Source organism: Jiella mangrovi (assembly GCF_017815135.1).
In the GTDB taxonomy this organism is placed as follows: Bacteria; Pseudomonadota; Alphaproteobacteria; order Rhizobiales; family Rhizobiaceae; genus Jiella; species Jiella mangrovi.
Window position 1 is genome coordinate 305,583 of record NZ_JAGJCF010000003.1, and the last position, 18,452, is coordinate 324,034.

Annotated in this window: 15 protein-coding genes; 13 read left to right on the plus strand and 2 right to left on the minus strand. The window is 64.9% G+C overall.

Features of this window, described 5'->3' with window-relative positions; all coding sequences use genetic code 11:
• Positions 1 to 3 precede the first annotated feature (3 nt).
• From murC to J6595_RS06695, 5 genes are all read left to right on the plus strand, one after another.
• Positions 4 to 1,422: a UDP-N-acetylmuramate--L-alanine ligase gene (murC, locus tag J6595_RS06675; protein ID WP_209593668.1), complete on the plus strand. Its 1,419-nt coding sequence runs from the start codon at positions 4 to 6 to the stop codon at positions 1,420 to 1,422.
• Positions 1,419 to 2,372 carry a UDP-N-acetylmuramate dehydrogenase gene (gene murB, locus J6595_RS06680; protein WP_209593669.1) on the plus strand — a complete coding sequence of 318 codons (954 nt, stop codon included), beginning with the start codon at positions 1,419 to 1,421 and terminating at the stop codon, positions 2,370 to 2,372. The genes murC and murB overlap by 4 nt, the downstream gene beginning before the upstream one ends.
• 540 nt (positions 2,373 to 2,912) lie before the next feature.
• Positions 2,913 to 4,196, plus strand: a complete 1,284-nt coding sequence (locus J6595_RS06685; RefSeq protein WP_209593670.1) for an outer membrane protein transport protein — start codon at positions 2,913 to 2,915, stop codon at positions 4,194 to 4,196.
• 336 nt (positions 4,197 to 4,532) lie between these two features.
• A complete protein-coding gene (gene ilvD, locus J6595_RS06690) occupies positions 4,533 to 6,257 on the plus strand; it encodes a dihydroxy-acid dehydratase (protein ID WP_209593671.1) in 1,725 nt (574 codons plus the stop codon).
• The gene (locus J6595_RS06695) at positions 6,244 to 7,083 is read left to right on the plus strand and encodes a tetratricopeptide repeat protein (RefSeq protein WP_209593672.1); all 840 of its coding nucleotides are present in this window, start codon (positions 6,244 to 6,246) and stop codon (positions 7,081 to 7,083) included. Before ilvD ends, J6595_RS06695 begins: the two co-directional genes overlap by 14 nt.
• 66 nt (positions 7,084 to 7,149) lie before the next feature.
• On the opposite strand, the gene xth is transcribed toward J6595_RS06695, so the two are convergent.
• On the minus strand, positions 7,150 to 7,932 hold the full coding sequence (gene xth, locus J6595_RS06700; protein WP_209593673.1) for an exodeoxyribonuclease III: 783 nt from the start codon (positions 7,930 to 7,932) through the stop codon (positions 7,150 to 7,152).
• A 10-nt stretch (positions 7,933 to 7,942) separates the two neighbouring features.
• Positions 7,943 to 8,284 carry an iron-sulfur cluster insertion protein ErpA gene (erpA, locus tag J6595_RS06705; RefSeq protein ID WP_209593674.1) on the minus strand — a complete coding sequence of 114 codons (342 nt, stop codon included), beginning with the start codon at positions 8,282 to 8,284 and terminating at the stop codon, positions 7,943 to 7,945.
• A gap of 116 nt (positions 8,285 to 8,400) precedes the next feature.
• On the opposite strand from erpA, the gene J6595_RS06710 reads away from it, so the two are divergent.
• The 8 genes from J6595_RS06710 (at position 8,401) to tatC (ending at position 18,413) form a co-directional block, all read left to right on the plus strand.
• Positions 8,401 to 9,630, plus strand: a complete 1,230-nt coding sequence (locus tag J6595_RS06710) for a deoxyguanosinetriphosphate triphosphohydrolase (protein WP_209593675.1) — start codon at positions 8,401 to 8,403, stop codon at positions 9,628 to 9,630.
• 171 nt (positions 9,631 to 9,801) lie between these two features.
• Complete coding sequence (gene argS / locus J6595_RS06715) at positions 9,802 to 11,547, plus strand: arginine--tRNA ligase (RefSeq protein WP_209593676.1); 1,746 nt, start codon at positions 9,802 to 9,804, stop codon at positions 11,545 to 11,547.
• Between the two features lie 328 nt (positions 11,548 to 11,875).
• Complete coding sequence (locus J6595_RS06720) at positions 11,876 to 14,227, plus strand: SPOR domain-containing protein (RefSeq protein ID WP_209593677.1); 2,352 nt, start codon at positions 11,876 to 11,878, stop codon at positions 14,225 to 14,227.
• A 140-nt stretch (positions 14,228 to 14,367) separates the two neighbouring features.
• Positions 14,368 to 15,390 (plus strand): beta-N-acetylhexosaminidase, encoded by a 1,023-nt coding sequence (nagZ, locus tag J6595_RS06725; protein ID WP_209593678.1) that lies wholly within the window; start codon positions 14,368 to 14,370, stop codon positions 15,388 to 15,390.
• A gap of 174 nt (positions 15,391 to 15,564) precedes the next feature.
• Positions 15,565 to 16,689 carry an ABC transporter ATP-binding protein gene (locus J6595_RS06730; RefSeq protein WP_209593679.1) on the plus strand — a complete coding sequence of 375 codons (1,125 nt, stop codon included), beginning with the start codon at positions 15,565 to 15,567 and terminating at the stop codon, positions 16,687 to 16,689.
• A 43-nt stretch (positions 16,690 to 16,732) separates the two neighbouring features.
• A complete protein-coding gene (locus J6595_RS06735; RefSeq protein ID WP_209593680.1) occupies positions 16,733 to 16,966 on the plus strand; it encodes a twin-arginine translocase TatA/TatE family subunit in 234 nt (77 codons plus the stop codon).
• A 119-nt stretch (positions 16,967 to 17,085) separates the two neighbouring features.
• Positions 17,086 to 17,598, plus strand: a complete 513-nt coding sequence (gene tatB, locus J6595_RS06740) for a Sec-independent protein translocase protein TatB (protein WP_342453110.1) — start codon at positions 17,086 to 17,088, stop codon at positions 17,596 to 17,598.
• Positions 17,595 to 18,413 carry a twin-arginine translocase subunit TatC gene (tatC, locus tag J6595_RS06745; protein ID WP_209593681.1) on the plus strand — a complete coding sequence of 273 codons (819 nt, stop codon included), beginning with the start codon at positions 17,595 to 17,597 and terminating at the stop codon, positions 18,411 to 18,413. Before tatB ends, tatC begins: the two co-directional genes overlap by 4 nt.
• Positions 18,414 to 18,452 lie beyond the last annotated feature (39 nt).

Consider the following 18,452-nt stretch of genomic DNA (forward strand, 5'->3'; position numbering starts at 1 on the left):
GCCATGAAAATGCCGCCGAATATCGGACCGGTGCATTTTATCGGGATCGGCGGCATCGGCATGAGCGGCATCGCCGAGGTGCTGGTCAATCTCGGCTACACGGTGCAGGGCTCCGACCAGAGCGAAAACGCCAATGTCCAGCGGCTGCGCGAAAAGGGCGTCACCGTTCATGTCGGCCACGCGGCGGAGAATCTCGGCAAGGCCGAGGTGGTGGTCGTCTCGACCGCGATCCGCCGCAGCAATCCCGAGCTGTCGGCCGCCCGCGAGCGGCTTCTGCCGATCGTGCGGCGGGCCGAGATGCTGGCCGAGCTCATGCGCTTTCGCCAGGCGATCGCCATCGGCGGCACCCACGGCAAGACCACCACGACCTCGATGGTCGCGACGCTTCTCGATGCCGGCGGCATGGACCCGACCGTCGTCAATGGCGGTATCATCAACGCCTATGGCACCAATGCGCGCATGGGCGAGGGCGACTGGATGGTCGTCGAGGCCGACGAAAGCGACGGCACCTTCCTCAAGCTGCCGGCCGACGTTGCCGTCGTCACCAATATCGACCCCGAACATCTCGATCACTACGGCACCTTCGAGGCCGTGCGCGCGGCCTTCCGGGCCTTCGTGGAGAACGTGCCGTTCTACGGATTTGCGGTGATGTGCCTCGACCATCCGGAGGTTCAGACCCTCGTCGGCGAGATCGAGGACCGGCGGGTCATCACCTATGGCGAAAACCTGCAGTCGGACGTGCGCTTCGAGAATCTGCGCTTCGAACCCGGCAAGTCGCTGTTCGACGTGACCTTGCGGGACAGGGTGACGGGCAGCAGCGAGAAGATCACCGATCTCGTCCTGCCGATGCCGGGCCGCCACAACGTCTCGAACGCCACGGCTGCGATCGCCGTCGCACACCGTCTCGGCATTCCGGCCGACGCCATCCGTGCCGGGCTTGCATCCTTCGGCGGCGTCAAGCGCCGTTTCACCCTGACCGGGATCGTCGGCGACGTCGCGATCTATGACGATTACGGCCACCATCCGGTCGAGATCAAGGCGGTTCTCGCGGCTGCGAGATCCTCGGCGCAGGGCCGTGTCATCGCCATCGTCCAGCCGCATCGCTATTCGCGCCTGCAATCGCTGTTCGCCGATTTCGCTGCCTGCTTCAACGATGCGGACACGGTCGTCATCGCGCCGGTCTATGCAGCGGGCGAAGAGCCGATCGAATTCGTCAATTCGGAGATGCTGGTCGAGCGCCTGAAGCTCGGGGGCCATCGCGACGCGCGGTTGATCGACGGGCCACAGGAGATCGCGCCCCTCGTTCAGAATCTAACCGAGCCGAACGACATGGTCGTCTTTCTCGGCGCGGGTTCGATCACCGGCTGGGCCTACGCGCTGCCGAAGGAACTCGAGAAGCTCGGCGCCGGGAGCCGGGGATGACTTCGCTTCTCGATGCTCTCGGCGACCGGCTTTCGGGCGTTCGCGGACGTCTGACCGCCGGTGCGGAGATGCGCAAGCTGACCTGGTTCCAGGTCGGCGGACCGGTCGATCTGTTGTTCCAGCCGGCGGACGAGGCGGATCTGGCGCTCTTCCTTCAAAATCTTCCCGATGACATCCCGGTGCTTCCCATTGGCGTCGGCTCAAACCTCCTGGTGCGCGACGGCGGCATCGAGGGGGGGGTGATTCGCTTGTCGGCCAAGGGGTTCGGGCGCGCGGAGCAGATTTCGGACACCAGGATCCTCGCGGGCGCCGCGATCCCCGACAAGCGGCTTGCCGCGGCGGCGCATGACGCCGGCATCGGCGGATTTCACTTCTATCACGGCATTCCAGGCGCGATCGGCGGTGCCCTCAGGATGAACGCCGGCGCCAACGGCGTCGAGACCGTCGAGCGCGTCGTCGAGGTCCATGCGATCGACCGCAAGGGCAAACGGCATGTCCTCTCCAATGCCGAGATGGGCTATTCCTATCGCCACAGCCAGGCGCCCGCCGACCTCATCTTCACCTCTGCGATCTTCGAGGGCTATTCGGCGCCGCAGGACGAAATTCGGGCGAAGATGGACGAGGTCCAGACCCATCGCGAGACCGTGCAGCCGATCCGGGAGAAGACCGGTGGCTCGACCTTCAAGAACCCGCCCGGTCGCTCCGCCTGGAAAGAGGTCGATCAGGCCGGTTGCCGGGGCCTGACGGTCGGTGGCGCCCAGATGTCCGAAATGCACTGTAATTTCATGATCAACACCGGACAGGCCAGCGGCTTCGATCTGGAAAGCCTCGGCGAGACGGTTCGCAGGCGTGTCCTTGAGAACTCAGGCACCCTGCTCGACTGGGAGATCAAACGGCTCGGACGATTCGAGGCGGATCGGGTCGTCGAGCCGGCGGGTGAGCGCGGTTGAAACAGCGATAGAGAAAGCCGCGCCGCTTGCGACCTCTCGCTCACTCATCATTGAAGCTCGGCGGCCCGCAGCCGGGACGCTCGGCCACCGGCCTTTGCGGCATCTGAACGACATCGGCGGCGTAGCACTCCCGCCCGTTGCGTGAGGTCGCCGCAGCGCAAGTGATCCCGTCCCCTTTACAGGCAATATTTCACCTGTCGCGGCCGAATATTGTCACCACCGCGATTGACGTATGCGTAAGAGCCAAAATTTGTCACATTTTCGCCACGGCCCGCCGCGAATGCGCCGCAACGATGCGAGAAAGACAGCCTGATTGCCGTTGATCTTTGGGCATCTTTCAAGGAAAGGCGGCAATATTGAGCGAAACAATATTTCGGAAAAACAAGTGAAATTATAAAATATTGAACTTTTACAGACATTCTGCAAGAGTAGGTCCGCAAATTAGCCCCATCCTCAGATCGTCATTTTTGGATTAAGCTTTTCCCCGCAATCGACGTCATCAAGCCGTGGCGGCCCGGCGTCGAAATAAGGGGGGAATTCATGGTCTTGGGTCACAGAAGCATTTCGATCGCAGCGGTCATCGCGACGCTTGCCAGCAGCAGCGCCTTCGCCGGCGGCTTTCAGCGCGGCACGGCCGATACCGACATTCTGTTCGAGCCCGGCACCGTCAACATGCGCGCCGGCCTTACCTATGTCGATCCGCAGCGCGGTTTCACCTCGGTCGATGGCGATAGCGTCGATGGCGGCTACTACACCGGCGATTATGTGATCCCGAGCTATTCGATCTCGCTCGGCAACGACATGGTCGGCTGCGCCGGAACGGCGACTGAGCCCTTTGCCGCCAGCGCTGATTATTCAGGCCTGCCGGAAGGAGCGCTCCCCGAACAGGTAAGCTCGACGCAGAGCACTTCCGCCGCCGACCGCCTCGACTTCACCTCAGCGACAGCAGTGTCGCGGACTCAGAAGATCTCCTTCGATTCAAAGGAGTTGGGGCTGACCTGTCGCCTCAGCTATACGGCCGATTCCGGCCGTTACAGCCTGCTCGGTGGCGTTTTCGTCGAGGACTTCCAATTCGAGGGAACAAGCTTCGCTACTCGCTATGCGGCGGCGGGTGTTCCGATCGCGGCGGTGACCAGCCGTATCGAGGTCGAGAGCGACGGTGACTACAAGCCGGGTTTCCGCATCGGCGCTGCCTACGAAATTCCAGAATATGCCTTGCGGGTCCAGGCAATGTACCGGTCCGAGGTCAAGCACGACGACGTCAGCGGTGACGGCACGGTGACGATCCTCTCGTCGCTTTTGCCGACCCTGCCTGCCGGCACGGTCCTCCCGGTCGATTCCTATCTGAGTGAAGCGATCAGCCCGCAGTCGCTGGAGATCAAGGCGCAGACCGGCGTTGCACCCGGCTGGCTCGTGCTCGGCTCGTTCCGCTGGACCGACTGGTCGACTAACCAGGCTTCCGTCAGCACCATTTCCAGCTCGGTCCTCGGCACCTCCTCATCCTACTCTCCCTATAACTGGCGTGACGGCTACACCGCCCAGGTCGGTGTCGGACATGCCTTCAACGATCAGATTTCGGCTGCCATCGCCGTCGGATACGACCGGGGTGTCTCGACCGGATCGGAAACCACCTATACGGACCTCTACACGCTCTCGGGCGGGGTCGCTTTCAAGGCGAACCAGATGGCCGAGATTCGCCTGGGCGGCCTCCTTGGCTACTGGACCGGCGGCAGCCAGTCCGTCTCGGAAGGCAGCTACTACGATGCCACGGTCGGCGACGACTTCGTCTACGGCATCAACGCCACGATGCGGCTGACCTTCTGATCTCGGAGCGCCGTGCGTGCGAATGGGCGCACAAAGGACGCTCTGACCTTTCAATGTACGCTGCGCCTGCCTCGCGGCAGCCGCAACGCCCGCGTCAGCTTCACCTGATCCAAAGGACGCGCCTTTCACGGCGCGTCTTTTTTGTTTGGTGGCAGATGGTTCCGTCGGTTTCTTGCGAAAATCGCCGTGTGATTTCGAGGCAACACTATTGCAGGCTTGCACCGGCTATAGTCATGCCGACGGTATCGGCGCCCAGTTGCCGCCACAAAACATCGTCACCCCGATCCTTGGCTGAACTCTCGGCGGAGGGGTCGGCTGCAAGACGAGGGGGACTCCATGGACGTCAAATCGATCGATAAGTCGCGGTTGCCCAGCCGCCATGTGACCGAAGGGCCGGCACGCGCCCCGCATCGATCCTACCTTTACGCCATGGGGCTCTCGAAGGCCGAAATTCATCAGCCGCTGGTCGGCGTCGCCTCCTGCTGGAACGAGGCGGCACCGTGCAACATTTCGCTGATGCGCCAGGCCCAAGTGGTCAAGAAGGGCGTCGCCTCGGCCAACGGTACGCCCCGAGAATTCTGCACCATCACCGTGACCGACGGCATCGCCATGGGCCATCAGGGCATGAAGGCCTCACTGGTCTCGCGCGATCTGATCGCCGACTCGGTCGAGCTGACCATGCGCGGCCACGCCTATGACGCGCTGGTCGGCCTTGCCGGCTGCGACAAGTCGCTGCCGGGCATGATGATGGCGATGGTGCGCCTCAACGTGCCGTCGGTGTTCATCTATGGCGGTTCGATCCTGCCGGGGAATTTCCGCGGCCAGCAGGTCACCGTTCAGGACATCTTCGAAGCTGTCGGCAAGCATTCGGTCGGCGACATGTCCGACGACGATCTCGACGAGATCGAGCAGGTCGCGTGCCCGTCCGCCGGCTCCTGCGGCGCCCAGTTCACCGCCAACACCATGGCGACCGTCGCCGAGGCGATCGGCCTTGCGCTGCCCTATTCCTGCGGCGCGCCGGCGCCTTACGAGATTCGCGACCGGTTCTGCTTCGCCTCTGGCGAGATCGTCATGGAGCTGCTCGCCCGCAACATTCGCCCGCGCGACATCGTCACGCGCAAGGCGCTGGAAAACGCTGCCGCCGTCGTCGCGGCGACCGGCGGCTCGACCAATGGCGCGCTGCATCTGCCGGCCATCGCCCATGAGTGCGGCATCGAATTCGATCTCTTCGACGTTGCCGAGATCTTCAAGAAGACGCCCTACATCGCCGACCTGAAGCCCGGCGGCAAATATGTCGCCAAGGACATGTTCGAGGCCGGCGGCATACCGCTTCTGATGAAGACCATGCTCGAGCACGGCTATCTTCACGGCGACTGCATGACTGTGACCGGCCGCACCGTTGCCGAGAACATGGAAAAGATCGCCTGGAACCCGCATCAGGACGTGGTGCGCGAGGCCAACAACCCGATCACCGTCACCGGCGGCGTCGTCGGCCTGAAGGGCAATCTGGCTTCGGACGGGGCGATCGTGAAGGTCGCGGGCATGAAGAACCTGAAATTCTCCGGCCCGGCCCGCTGCTTCGATTCGGAGGAAGAGTGCTTCAAGGCCGTTTCCGAGCGCTCCTACAAGGAGGGCGAAGTCCTGGTGATCCGCTATGAGGGCCCGAAGGGCGGCCCCGGCATGCGTGAGATGCTGGCGACGACGGCCGCGCTCTACGGCCAGGGCATGGGCGACAAGGTCGCTCTCATCACCGACGGTCGCTTCTCCGGCGCCACCCGCGGCTTCTGTGTCGGTCATGTCGGACCGGAGGCCGCTGTCGGCGGACCGATCGGCCTGATCAGGGATGGCGATGTCATCACCATCGACGCGGTGGAGGGCACTCTTGATGTCGCGCTCAGCGATGACGAACTGAAGGAGCGGGCGGCAAGCTGGGCTCCGCGCGAGACCGATTTCGCCTCCGGCGCGATCTGGAAATACGCGCAGCAGGTCGGCACGGCGCGCCATGGTGCGGTCACCCATCCGGGCGGCGCTGCGGAAAAGCATTGCTATGCGGATATCTAGTCGCACCACTCTTTCTGTTGCACTCGCCCTTGCCGCGCTTCTTTCGGCCGGCAAGGCGAGTTACGCGCTCGATCCGGACGCTCAGGTGAACCCTGACGCCGGGCCGCTGGAGCTGTTTTCCTTCGGCTTCAAGGCCTATCAGCGCGGCGAGAAGCTCGAGGCCTTCGAGGCCCTGCGCTACGCGGCCGACAAGGGGCATCCCGGCGCGCGCTGGAAACTCGGCAAGATGTATGCCGAGGGCGACGGCGTGCCGGAGAACGACTACGAGGCGTTCAAGATCTTCGAGCAGATCGTTCGCGATCAGGACGACGAGACCGGCAGCTATTCGAATGCCGCCTATGTCGCGAGCGCCGTCGTCGCGCTCGCCGACTATCTGAAGTCCGGCATTCCCAACAGCCCGGTGATCGCCGACCTGCCGCGGGCCCGGCAGTTCTACTTCCATGCCGCCTCGTTCTTCGGCGACGCGAAGGCACAGTTCGAACTCGGCCGGATGCTGCTCGACGGCGACGGGGGACGCGCCAATCCGAGGCAGGCCGCCCGCTGGCTCAACCTCGCCGCCGAGAAGGGCCATGTCGGCGCCAAGGCGCTGCTCGGCTATCTCCTGTTCGACGGCAAGAAGATCCAGCTGCGGCCCGAGCCGACGCGCGGGCTCGCAATGCTGACCCTTGCCCTGAAACAGGCGGGGCCGAGCGACCAGAAATGGATCCGGCCGCTGCAGGAAGAGACCTTCTCCGTCGCCAATGAAGAGGTCCGGCGTCAGGCGCAGCTTTATGTCGATCAGCAGTCGGTGCCGCCCGCCGGCCCGGTGGTCAGCGCCAAGAACTGAGTCTCGTGCCGCTGGCTCACGGGATGGGTAACGGCCGATAGGACGGGCGTTCGCCGGAGGGCGCCTTCAGGCCGCGAGCTGGATCATCACCGGCACGTGGTCGGACGGCTTTTCCCAGCCGCGAACATGCTTTTCGATGCCGACGGACACCATCCGCTCCTGAACCTCGGGCGAGATCAGCAGGTGATCGATGCGGATCCCGTTGTTCTTCTGCCAGGCGCCGGCCTGATAGTCCCAGAACGTATAGGTCTCCGGCGCCTCGGAGCATGCGCGAACGGCGTCCGTCAGCCCGAGATTCACGAGACGGCGCAAAGCCGCGCGGCTCTCTGGCTGGAAGAGCGCGTCGCCGAGCCATGCCTCGGGATTGGCGACGTCGATCGGCATCGGAATGACGTTGTAGTCTCCGGCGAGGACGAGGTCGTCCTCGTTTTCCAGAAGCGTTCCGGCATGAGCGATCAGGCGCTCCATCCATGCGAGCTTGTAGTCAAATTTCTCGGTGCCGAGGGGATTGCCGTTCGGCAGGTAGATCGAGGCGACGCGCAGCCGCCGCCCGTCGATCTTCCACAGCCCCTCGATGTAGCGCGACTGCTCGTCGGTATCGTCGCCCGGAAGGCCGCGCAGGACCTCCGCCGGCGCCTGCTTCGACAGGAGTGCAACGCCGTTGAAGCCTTTTTGGCCGAATGTCTCGACGTGATAGCCGAGCGCCTCGATCGGCGCGCGCGGAAAGCCCTCGTCGACGCTCTTGATCTCCTGCAGGCAGGCGATGTCCGGGGAGGCGGCCTCGAGCCAGGCACAGAGCGAATCGATGCGCGCCTTGACGCCGTTGATGTTCCAGGTGGCGATCAGCATGCCGTCGCCGTCAGACCGAGAAGCTGGTGCCGCAGCCGCAGGACGCGACGGCGTTCGGATTGCGGATCTGGAAGGACTGGCCCATCAGGTCGTCGACGAAATCGATCACCGAGCCATCGAGATAGGCGAGCGAGACCGGATCGACGAGAACACGCGCGCCGTCCCGTTCGATCAGGAGATCGTCGTCTTCGCGCGTTTCGGTGAGATCATATTTGTAGGAGAAGCCCGAGCAGCCGCCGCCCTCGATCGAGATGCGAAGGCTCGGATTGCCCTCGCTCTTCGACAGGATCGAGGAAATCCGTCTGGTCGCGCTGTCCGAAAGGGTGACCGGCTTTGAAACTGTCTCGCTCATCTGATCGTCGGCACGGCGTTGCGGCGCGTGTCGCTCCTTGTTTGAAACATGTCTCTTAGGTATGGACGCGGGACTGGCTGGTCAATCGCCGAATTCGGGCAGGAAGGCGTCGATCCATGGTCTTGACGCATCGTTCGATGGAAATTGCCGTCGGCCCCTCTGGCCTTGCCAGCTTCGCCGAGGATCCGCGGCTCAGTCGCGGACGCCTCGTCGCCGAGCCCGCGAGCGCCACCCGCACGCCCTTTCAGCGCGACCGCGACCGGATCGTCCATTCCGCCGCCTTTCGCCGGCTGAAGCACAAGACGCAGGTGTTCGTGCCCTATGAGGGCGACTACTACCGAACGCGCCTGACCCATACGATCGAGGTCTCGCAGATCGCCCGGGCACTCGCCCGCGCCTTCCGTCTCGACGAGGATCTGACCGAGGCCGTCGCCCTCGTGCATGATTTCGGGCACACGCCCTTCGGCCATGCCGGGGAAAGGGCGCTTGACCGCAAGATGGCGGCGTTCGGCGGTTTCGATCATAACGCCCAGTCGCTGCGGATCGTGACGGCGCTGGAATGCCGATACGCCGATTTCGACGGGCTCAATCTGTCTTTCGAGACGCTGGAAGGTCTCGTCAAGCACAACGGGCCGATCCTTGGACGCCACGCCGCAGCCGATGACGGGGTGCTTCGCCCGGTCGCGAGGCCCATCCTCGACTTCAACGCCGTCATGCCGCTCGCCCTCGACCGGTTTGCCGATCTGGAGGCCCAGGCCGCGGCGATCTCCGACGACATTGCCTATAACACCCACGATCTCGACGATGGTCTGCGGGCCGGGCTGATCGAACTCGCCGACATCGAGGAGCTCGATCTCGCCGGCGACATTCTTCGCGAGGTCCGCGCGAAATACCCGGCGCTCGATCCGGCGCGAACGATCCATGAGATCATGCGCCGGCATATCACCCGTCTCGTCGAGGACGTGATCACCACCACCGCGAAGGAGCTCGAGGACCTGCGCCCGCAAAGCGCAGACGATGTTCGGAATGCCGGGCGCCAGCTCGTGCGCTTCTCGCCGCAGATGGAAGCGGCCGTCGGACAGACCAGGCGCTTCCTGTTCGCGCGCGTCTATCGCTGCGAAAGCGTGATGAGCGTAATGCGCGAGGCCGAGCGCATGGTCGAGGCGCTGTTCGATCGGTTTCACGAGCGCCCCGACCTGATGCCGGGCGACTGGGCCAGCGGTGTGGACGGGCTCGGCGAGGAGCAGCTCATACGGCGGATCGCGGATTATCTGTCCGGAATGACCGATACCTATGCGATCAACGAATATGAGCGCCTGTTTGACGCGGTGCCGCATTTGCGATAGCCGCCGTCGCTCGTCATTCATGCGCTGCCGGGCCTGACGATCCGCGTGGATTTTGCCGACAGGATTGGCTCGCAATGCTGCCGGAACGCTTGCCGGACGCGGCGGTGATGCTGGACGCGGCGGACCCGTTGATGCCGTGGCCAAGCCGGCCGTTCGACCGAGGATTGATCGATGAATATCTTTGCCGATTTCGAAAACCGGGTGAAGAAAGCGGTTCAACCGCTTGTTCCTGAAGGCAAAGAGGCCGACTTCACCCGCGTGGCCGTCGAGCCGCCGCGCGATGCCGCGCATGGCGATCTTGCGACCAATGCCGCGATGGTGCTGGCCAAGGGCTTTTCCATGAAGCCGCGTGATCTCGCCGAAAGGATCGTGGCTGCGCTTGGCGCGGATCCCGACATCGAGACGGTGTCGATCGCTGGGCCGGGCTTCATCAACATGACGCTGAGGCCGGCCTTCTGGACCGATCATCTCGCACAGTTGCTGAATGCCGGCCGCAATTACGGGCGCGGGGCTGCGACCGGGCGCAAGATCAACGTCGAATACGTCTCCGCCAATCCGACCGGGCCGATGCATGTCGGTCATACGCGCGGTGCCGTGGTCGGCGACGTGATCGCCCGGCTTGCGGCCTTCGCCGGCGACGACGTCACCCGCGAATATTACATCAACGACGCCGGCGAGCAGGTGAACGTTCTCGCCCGGTCGGCCTATCTGCGCTACCGCGAGGCGCTCGGCCAGGAGATCGGCGAGATCCCGGCGGGGCTTTATCCGGGCGATTATCTGAAGCCGGTCGGCGCCGCGCTGGCCGAAGAGTTCTCAGACACGCTCCTTGGCAGGGACGAGACGGAGTGGCTGCCGATCGTTCGCGACCGGGCCGTCGAAGCGATGATGGCGATGATCCGCGCCGATCTGAAGCTTCTGGGCGTCGAGCACGAGGTGTTCTTCTCCGAGCGGACGCTGCACGACGCCGATGGCGGCCGGATCGCCGAGGCGATCGCCGACCTGAGGGCCAAGGGCTTCGTCTATCAGGGCACGCTGGAGCCACCGAAGGGCAAGGTCGTCGAGGACTGGGAGGATCGTGAGCAGACCCTCCTGCGCTCGACCGAAGTCGGCGACGACCAGGACCGGCCGCTGATCAAGTCGAGCGGCGCCTACACCTATTTCGCCGCCGACGTCGCCTATTTCCGCGACAAGTACGAGCGCGGCTTTTCCGAGATGGTCTATGTGCTCGGCGCCGACCATGGCGGTTACGTCAAGCGGCTGGAAGCGGTGGCGAAGGCCATCTCGGGCGGCGCGGCGAAAGCGGACTGCGTGTTGTGCCAGCTCGTCAAGCTCTACCGCGACGGTGAGCCGGTGAAGATGTCGAAACGCTCCGGCGACTTCGTCACTCTGGCGGAAGTCGTCGAAGAGGTCGGCCGTGATCCGGTGCGCTTTATGATGCTCTATCGCAAGAGCGATGCCCCGCTCGACTTCGACTTCAAGAAAGTCACGGAACAGTCGAAGGACAATCCGGTTTTTTATGTCCAGTATGCCTATGCGAGGGCGGCGTCGATCTTCCGGCAGGCGGCCGAGGCGGGACTGACGATTCCCGAATACGACAAGACCGGGGTCGCTGCGCTGCAGGGGCTCGGCGATGTTGGCGAGATCGGCCTCATTCGCAAGCTCGCGGAGTTTCCAAGGCTGATCGGCCAGGCCGCCGAGGCCAAAGAGCCGCACCGGCTGGCCTTTTATCTGAACGACCTCGCCGCAGCGTTTCACGGCCAGTACAATCGCGGCAAAGACTTGCCCGACTTACGGTTTGTTAACCAAGATCAGCCAGAACTGTCGATTGCGAGGCTTGGGCTCGTCAAAGCGGTCGCGACCGTCCTGTTCGTCGGTCTCGATCTGATCGGCGCCGATGCGCCGGAAGAAATGCGCTAGGTCACCACGCTTTGGCCAATTTCCTCGCCTAGCCATCGAAACTGTGGAGGATGGGGCCTTCACGCGGGGAAGAGCGGGGATAATCATGTCGCTGGGGGACCATAACGGTTCCGCCCGAAAGGGTGGTCAAACGTTCGAGGCCGAGCTGGACGACCCGTTCGAGGAACTCGCCCGGATTCTCGAAGGGCCGCTACAGTCGCAGTCAACCACAGGGCGAGATCCCGCCGAGGCTTTTCGAAGCGCGGCCGGTCTTGCGCCCACCAATTCTGCAAACATGGCAAAAGACGACGCTGGCGCCCCGGCTCTCGACGCCGGATCCGGTGCGGCCATGGCTGAGGACGACGCCTTCGGCGATGCTGCGATGAGTGCGGCGCTGACGAAAGAGCTGGCCGACGCTCTCGACCTTGCGGCGGCGGATTTCGACGTCGAGCTTTCGGACGAATCCGGGGATGCGGCGGCCGCCGGCAACGGCGCGGTCGCAGCCGTTGCCACGAACCGCCAGCCCACATCGCCGCAGCCCCCACAGAACAACCAGCCTCAGCCGGCCGTGAAAGCCGAGGCCGCAAAGCCGCAGCACGTCACTGCGCGGCCCGCCGGTCAGGCGCCGAGGCCTCAAGCCAACGCCGCCGTCCCGTCGCCGAATGCCGAGGCGCCAAAGCCTCAGCCGCAGGCGCCGCAGGGCCAGAATGCCCAGCAGACCGCTGCGCAGGGGGCAAAGCCACAGCCGAATGCGGCTGCGCCGGCAAATGCCGAGGCCAAAAGGCCTCCGCAGCAGCCCGTAAAGCCGGCCGCGCAAGCGCAGAAGGCACCGCAAACCCCAGCTCAGACCGTGCGGCCGCAGGCACAGGCTGCCTCGCAGGCAGCCCAGCCGGCAAAGCCGCAGCAACCCGCCGCGCAGGGTTCGGTCGAGGCTCCGGCTCGGCAGGCAAAGCCCGCAGCGCCGGCGGCCCAGTCCGCTCAGCCGCAGGCAAAGCCGGCTGCGCCGACAGCGCAGGCCACGGCGCCCAAGCCGCAGCAAACTGCCATACAGCCGGAGGCCCCGGTGAAGGCCGCGCCTCAACCGGTTGCCGCGAAGGCGGAAGCGCCGAAGCCGCAAAAGGACGATGCCGCTTCTACTGCGGAGCATCGGCATCCATCGGCCAAAGAGGGCAAGGCGGCTGCTGCCGCCGCCACGGCCGCGTCCTTTGCGTTCGACGACCAGTTCGAAAAGGCGCTGCTCGGCCTGTCGGAGCCGGCCAATCCGCGGCAATCGGCTATCCACCACGCGGAGGCCTTCGCGCCCGATCGCAAGCCGGTCGTTGCCGAGGACGACAGCAGCGCGCAGGTGTTCGACGATTTCGACGAGCTCATCGCCAGTGAGCTCGCCGCGCTCAAGCAGCCAGCGCCGACCGCGCCCGCCGGCTTTGCCGAGGCGGCTTCGGACGAGGCGTTCGACAGTTCCGATTGGCCGGCCTCCTTCGAGGTGGCGGGTCGCGCGGAGGACGATGCAAGGGCGCAGCGGCATGACGACGAGGACGACGAGCTGCGCGCATCGCGCCCGGCAGCTGCCGTCGTCGCCCGCGGTCACGTCGGGCGCAGCAGCTTCATCGGGGCAGGGATTGGCGCAATCGCGCTGACCCTTGCCGCCGGTGGCGCGTATTTCTTCATGGGCGGCACGCAAGGGACGGCCGGCGATGGCTCGGTCCTGATCGTGCGGGCCGATCCCGATCCGGTGAAGGTCAAGCCGGAAAACCCCGGTGGCCGTCAGATCCCCAATCAGAACAAGATGGTCTACAGCCGGGTCGAGAGCGGTGACGCCATCGTCACCCCCGAACAGAAGACGCTGGTGAGTGCCGAAGAAGCCCCGATCGACCTGCCGACGGAAAACCCGCCGCTGTCCGATCTTCCGGGCGTGGAACTCGGCGTCGGTACGGCCAATGCTGCCGACCGACAGGGTGATTCGACACAGAAAGCCGACGCCTACAGCGAAGCGTCGCCGATCGGCGTGCTGTCGCCGCGCCGCGCCAAGACCTATTCGGTCCGCTCCGACGGCACGCTCGTCGTCAGCGATGCCGGCAGCGACGCCGGCGCCGACACGTCGAATCGCGGTCCGTTGATCGAAGCGTCGGCGCGGCCGCTCGCCACGACACAGGACATCGGTACAACGGCGGACGCTGCCAGCGCCGATGGTCTGCAGACGGCTTCCAGCGACGCGCAAGCTCCGGTCGAAGCCGCTTCGGCGGATCAAGGTGTTCCGGCGCCGAACGTTCCGGTCCCGACGATCAGGCCCTCCCACAGCCAAGGCGCGGAGCCGCGTGACGTGGCTGTTGCCGCTGCCGAGCCTGTCGCTTCTGCCCAGCCTGCGGCGGCACCTGAAAATGTCGAGCCGATCCGCACGGCGGCCATCGAGGCGCAGCCTGCAACGGCGGCGTCTGCACCGGCCTCCGCTCCGGTCCATGACGGCTACTACGTCCAGATCTCGTCACAGCCGTCTCGCGATGCGGCGGAGGCATCCTCGCGGAACCTCACCCAGCGCTACAGCAGCGTGATCGCGGGGCGCAACGTCGTCATCCAGTCGGCCGACATTCCCGGCAAGGGCACCTATTACCGGGTCCGCGTTCCGGTCGATTCCAAGACGGAGGGCGGGCGTCTGTGCGGCGACCTGAAATCAGCCGGCGGCAGCTGCTTCGTCTCGCGCTAGCCGGAGGCGCCGGTTTCTGCGGTGCGGCCGCGATTGGTCGCCTGGCAAATATTTCTTCCTTCCGATCGAGACATCGCGAAGCGGCCGACGACGGGAATTCGTCGGCCGCTTCCTCACCATTCCTGGAGACGAGACCGAGGATGACCGGTTCGAAAGCCTTCATCGCCGCGCCCGCCGGCCTTACGCTGTCCGGTGAAGAGCGCCGCTTCTTCGAGGGCGAGCGGCCCTGGGGCTTCATTCTCTTCGCCCGCAACATCGAATCGCCGGGACAGCTCGCCGACCTCGTCGCATCGCTGAAGGATGTCGGCAGCCGGGAGACGACGCCGATCTTCATCGACCAGGAGGGCGGACGAATCGCCCGCTTGCGCCCGCCGCTCGCGCCCGCCTATCCGACGCCGGCGGCGATCGGCGCTCTCTTTGCGGCCGATCCGAAGGCGGGCGAACGCGCCGCCTGGCTGCAGGGCAGGCTTTTGGCTGCCGACGTCATGGCCTACGGGATCAATGCCGACTGCGTGCCATGTCTCGACGTTCCGGTCGCCGGAGCCCATTCGGTGATCGGCGACCGGGCCTATGGCACCAATCCCGACACGGTGGCGACGCTCGGCCGGGCGGTCGCCGACGGGGCGATGGCCGGCGGCGTCCTGCCGGTGATGAAGCACGTGCCGGGCCACGGCCGCGGCAACGCCGACAGCCACCTTGCCCTGCCACGGGTCGACACGAGCCGGGCGGAACTCGCGAAATCGGACTTTGCGCCGTTCCGGGCACTGAGAACCCTTCCAGCCGCGATGACGGCGCATATCCTTTATACGGACATCGATCCCGTCCATCCCGCGACGCTGTCGCCGATCGTCATCGATTCCGTCATTCGCATGGAAATCGGTTTCGACGGGCTCCTGATGAGCGACGACATGTCGATGAAGGCGTTGTCGGGCGATCTCTACGATCTTTCGGTGGCCGCGCTGATGGCCGGCTGCGACCTCGTCCTTCATTGCAATGGCGACATGGACGAGATGCGCCGGATCGCCAGCGCCGCGCAGCCGCTTTCCGGCGATGCCGAGCGCCGGGCGAAGGCATGTGAGGCGGTCATCGCGCAAGGCGCCGAGACGGCGGCGCTCGAGACGCTGCGGTCCGAATATGCCGACTTGATGTCGCGAGTCGGCTGACGCGCGATCCGGTAGTTGCGCCGGTCTCTGCGAGAGGCTAGGCAACCGGGCGAGAGGGCTGGTCGCCATCCAGGAAACCGTACCGGCGGTGGCTGACCATCCTGTGTTTCGAAGCGGTGGCGGATCGCGCTTGTCTTTTCTCGATCCGGCATAGCCAAAGCCATCAGGCGTAGTGTGCGCGCAGAACCCTCATCAGCGGCGAGAGCCGGCGAGACGGCACGGGAGCGCACCAGCGCCGGTGTCAGCTTCGCCGCGAGCCTCGCCTTTGAGACCATTCATTACCGCGTCGGCTCGACGGAGATCCTGAAAGGCATCACCCTTGCCGCCCAGCCGGGCGAGATCCTCTGCCTTCTCGGGCCCTCCGGCTCGGGCAAGACGACGATGCTCAAGATCGCCGCCGGCATCGAACGGCAGACGGCGGGGCGGCTGCTCCTCAATGGACGCGAGATCTCCGGTCCGGGGACGTTCATCACGCCGGAGAAGCGGGGCGTCGGCCTGATGTTCCAGGACTTCGCGCTGTTTCCGCACATGACCATCCTCGACAATGTGCGCTTCGGCCTGAAACAGCTCGGCAGCGGGGCGGCCAAACGGGAGGCGATGGCCGCGCTGGCGCGGGTCAACCTTCAAGAGGCCGCGCAGGACTACCCGCACATGCTGTCGGGCGGCGAGCAGCAACGCATCGCACTGGCGCGCGCTTTGACGCCGCGTCCGTCGGTTCTCCTGATGGACGAGCCCTTCTCCGGCCTCGACAGCCGCCTGAAGGACGTGGTGCGCACCGACACGCTGCAGATCCTGCGCGAGGCCCATGCGACCGCGATCGTTGTCACCCATGATGCGGAGGAGGCGATGCGGCTCGCCGATCGCATTGCTCTCATCAAGGATGGCGAGCTCGTCCAGGTCGGGACGGCCGCCGAACTCTATGGCCGGCCCGTCAATCTTTTCGCCGCGGGCTTCTTTTCCGAACTCAACATCGTCGAAGGCGTGGTGCGGGCAGGGCGCGTCGTCACCGCGCTCGGCCCGGTCGCGGATTCGCCATCATCGGACGGTAGCGAAGTGACGGTCGCCCTCAGGCTCACGGGCTTGAGGCTCAACGAGCGCGAGGCCGGGGTTTCCGGCCGCATCGTCGCGCGGCGTTTTCTCGGCGGCGTCGATCTGATGACGGTCGCCGTCGAAGGGCTCGACATGCCGCTGCGCTCCAGGATGCGAGCCGGCCTCGTGCCGGAAAATCAACGGGACGTCGTCGTTTCGATTGATCCGCAGGACGTTATCGTGTTTGAAAAGACACCCGCGGATCGCTAGCTACGATAGACAGCGATCAACACGCTCGAGGGAGAGTAAGGTTATGGGTAGCTTCAGCATTTGGCACTGGCTCATCGTTCTGGCCGTTGTGCTGCTCCTTTTCGGTCGTGGCAAGATCCCCGAGCTGATGGGTGATGTCGCCAAGGGCATCAAGAGCTTCAAGAAGGGCATGTCCGACGACGAGACGGAGGCAAAGCCCGCCGAGCGCCGCACGCTCGACAGCCGCGAGGGCGATGTCGTCAGCCGCGATGTCAACACCGAAAAGTCGGTGGGCTGATCGGACGCTCGCGTCCCGATCGCGTCCATGCCGGTTTGTGTCGGCGCCTGAGGCGCCGGCCTTTGTTTTCTCCAAGTCGTGACGCTGTGGGCGACGCGACGCTTCTAGGCAGTTGAGTTGTGCTGTTCGATCTCGGCTGGTCCGAACTTCTGGTGATTGCGGTGGTCCTCGTGGTCGTCGTCGGCCCCAAGGATCTGCCGGGCATGTTGCGCACCTTCGGCCGCGTCTCGCGGCAGTTGCGCGGGATGGCCGGCGATTTTCGCAGGCAGTTCGACGAGGCCCTCAAGGAGGCCGAGCTCGACGACGTGCGCAAGGGAATCGACGACGTGCGTTCGCTCGACCCGCGCCGTTCCATCCGCGAGGCCATGAACCCGATGAAGGCGATCGGCGACGATATCCGCTCGTCGCTGAACAGCGCCACGGCAGCGCCCGAACCAAGGGTGCCGAGCCCGTCGGATACGCCGAAGCCCGAGGGCGAGCCGGTCAAGACCGGCCACGCCGAGATGGGAGTTGCGGAGGCCGGCGACGGCGCAAAGGCGAGCCCATCGCCGGAAACCGACGCGAAATCCGTGAAATCCGACAGCAAAGACGCTGACCGCGAGACGACCGGCAAGGCGAGGGACGTGGCGTGAGCAAACGCGACGACAGCGAGATCGAATCGTCCTCCGCGCCGTTGATCGATCACCTCATCGAACTGAGAAAGCGGCTGATCTGGTCGATCGTCGGCTTTTTCATCGCCTTTCTGATCTGCTTTTATTTCGCCAAGCCGATCTTCAATTTCCTCGTCGTTCCCTACCAGACGGCGACCTATTGGGCCGGCATGGACGGCGACCAGGTGCGGCTCATCTACACCGCGCCGCAGGAGTTCTTCTTCACCCAGGTGAAGATCGCGGCCTTTGGCGGGTTCTTTCTCGCCTTCCCGGTGATCGCGACGCAGATCTACCGGTTCGTGGCTCCGGGCCTTTATCGCAACGAGCGCAGCGCTTTCCTGCCCTATCTCGTGGCGACGCCCCTCCTGTTCTTTCTCGGCGCGGCGCTGGTCTACTACTTCTTCACGCCGATGGTGATGTGGTTCTTCCTGTCGATGCAGCAATCGGGCGCCGGCGGTGAGGCGAGCATCGAACTTCTGCCGAAGGTGTCGGAGTATCTTTCGCTCATCATGACCCTGATCTTCGCGTTCGGACTGGTCTTTCAGCTGCCGGTCGTCGCGACGCTTCTGGTCCGGGCCGGCCTGACATCCTCGAAGGGTCTCGCCAGCAAGCGCAAATATGCGATCGTGCTCGCCTTCGTCGCGGCCGCGATCCTGACGCCGCCCGACCCCTTGTCCCAGATCGGCCTTGCCCTGCCGACGATCATTCTCTACGAGATTTCCATTCTGGCGGCGCGGATGATCGAAAAGAAGAAGGCGGAAGAGACCGCCGAACGCGAGGCCGAGACGCCGGCCTGAGCCGGGCGTGCCGGTCCTTCTCCCTCGCCGCCCACGACG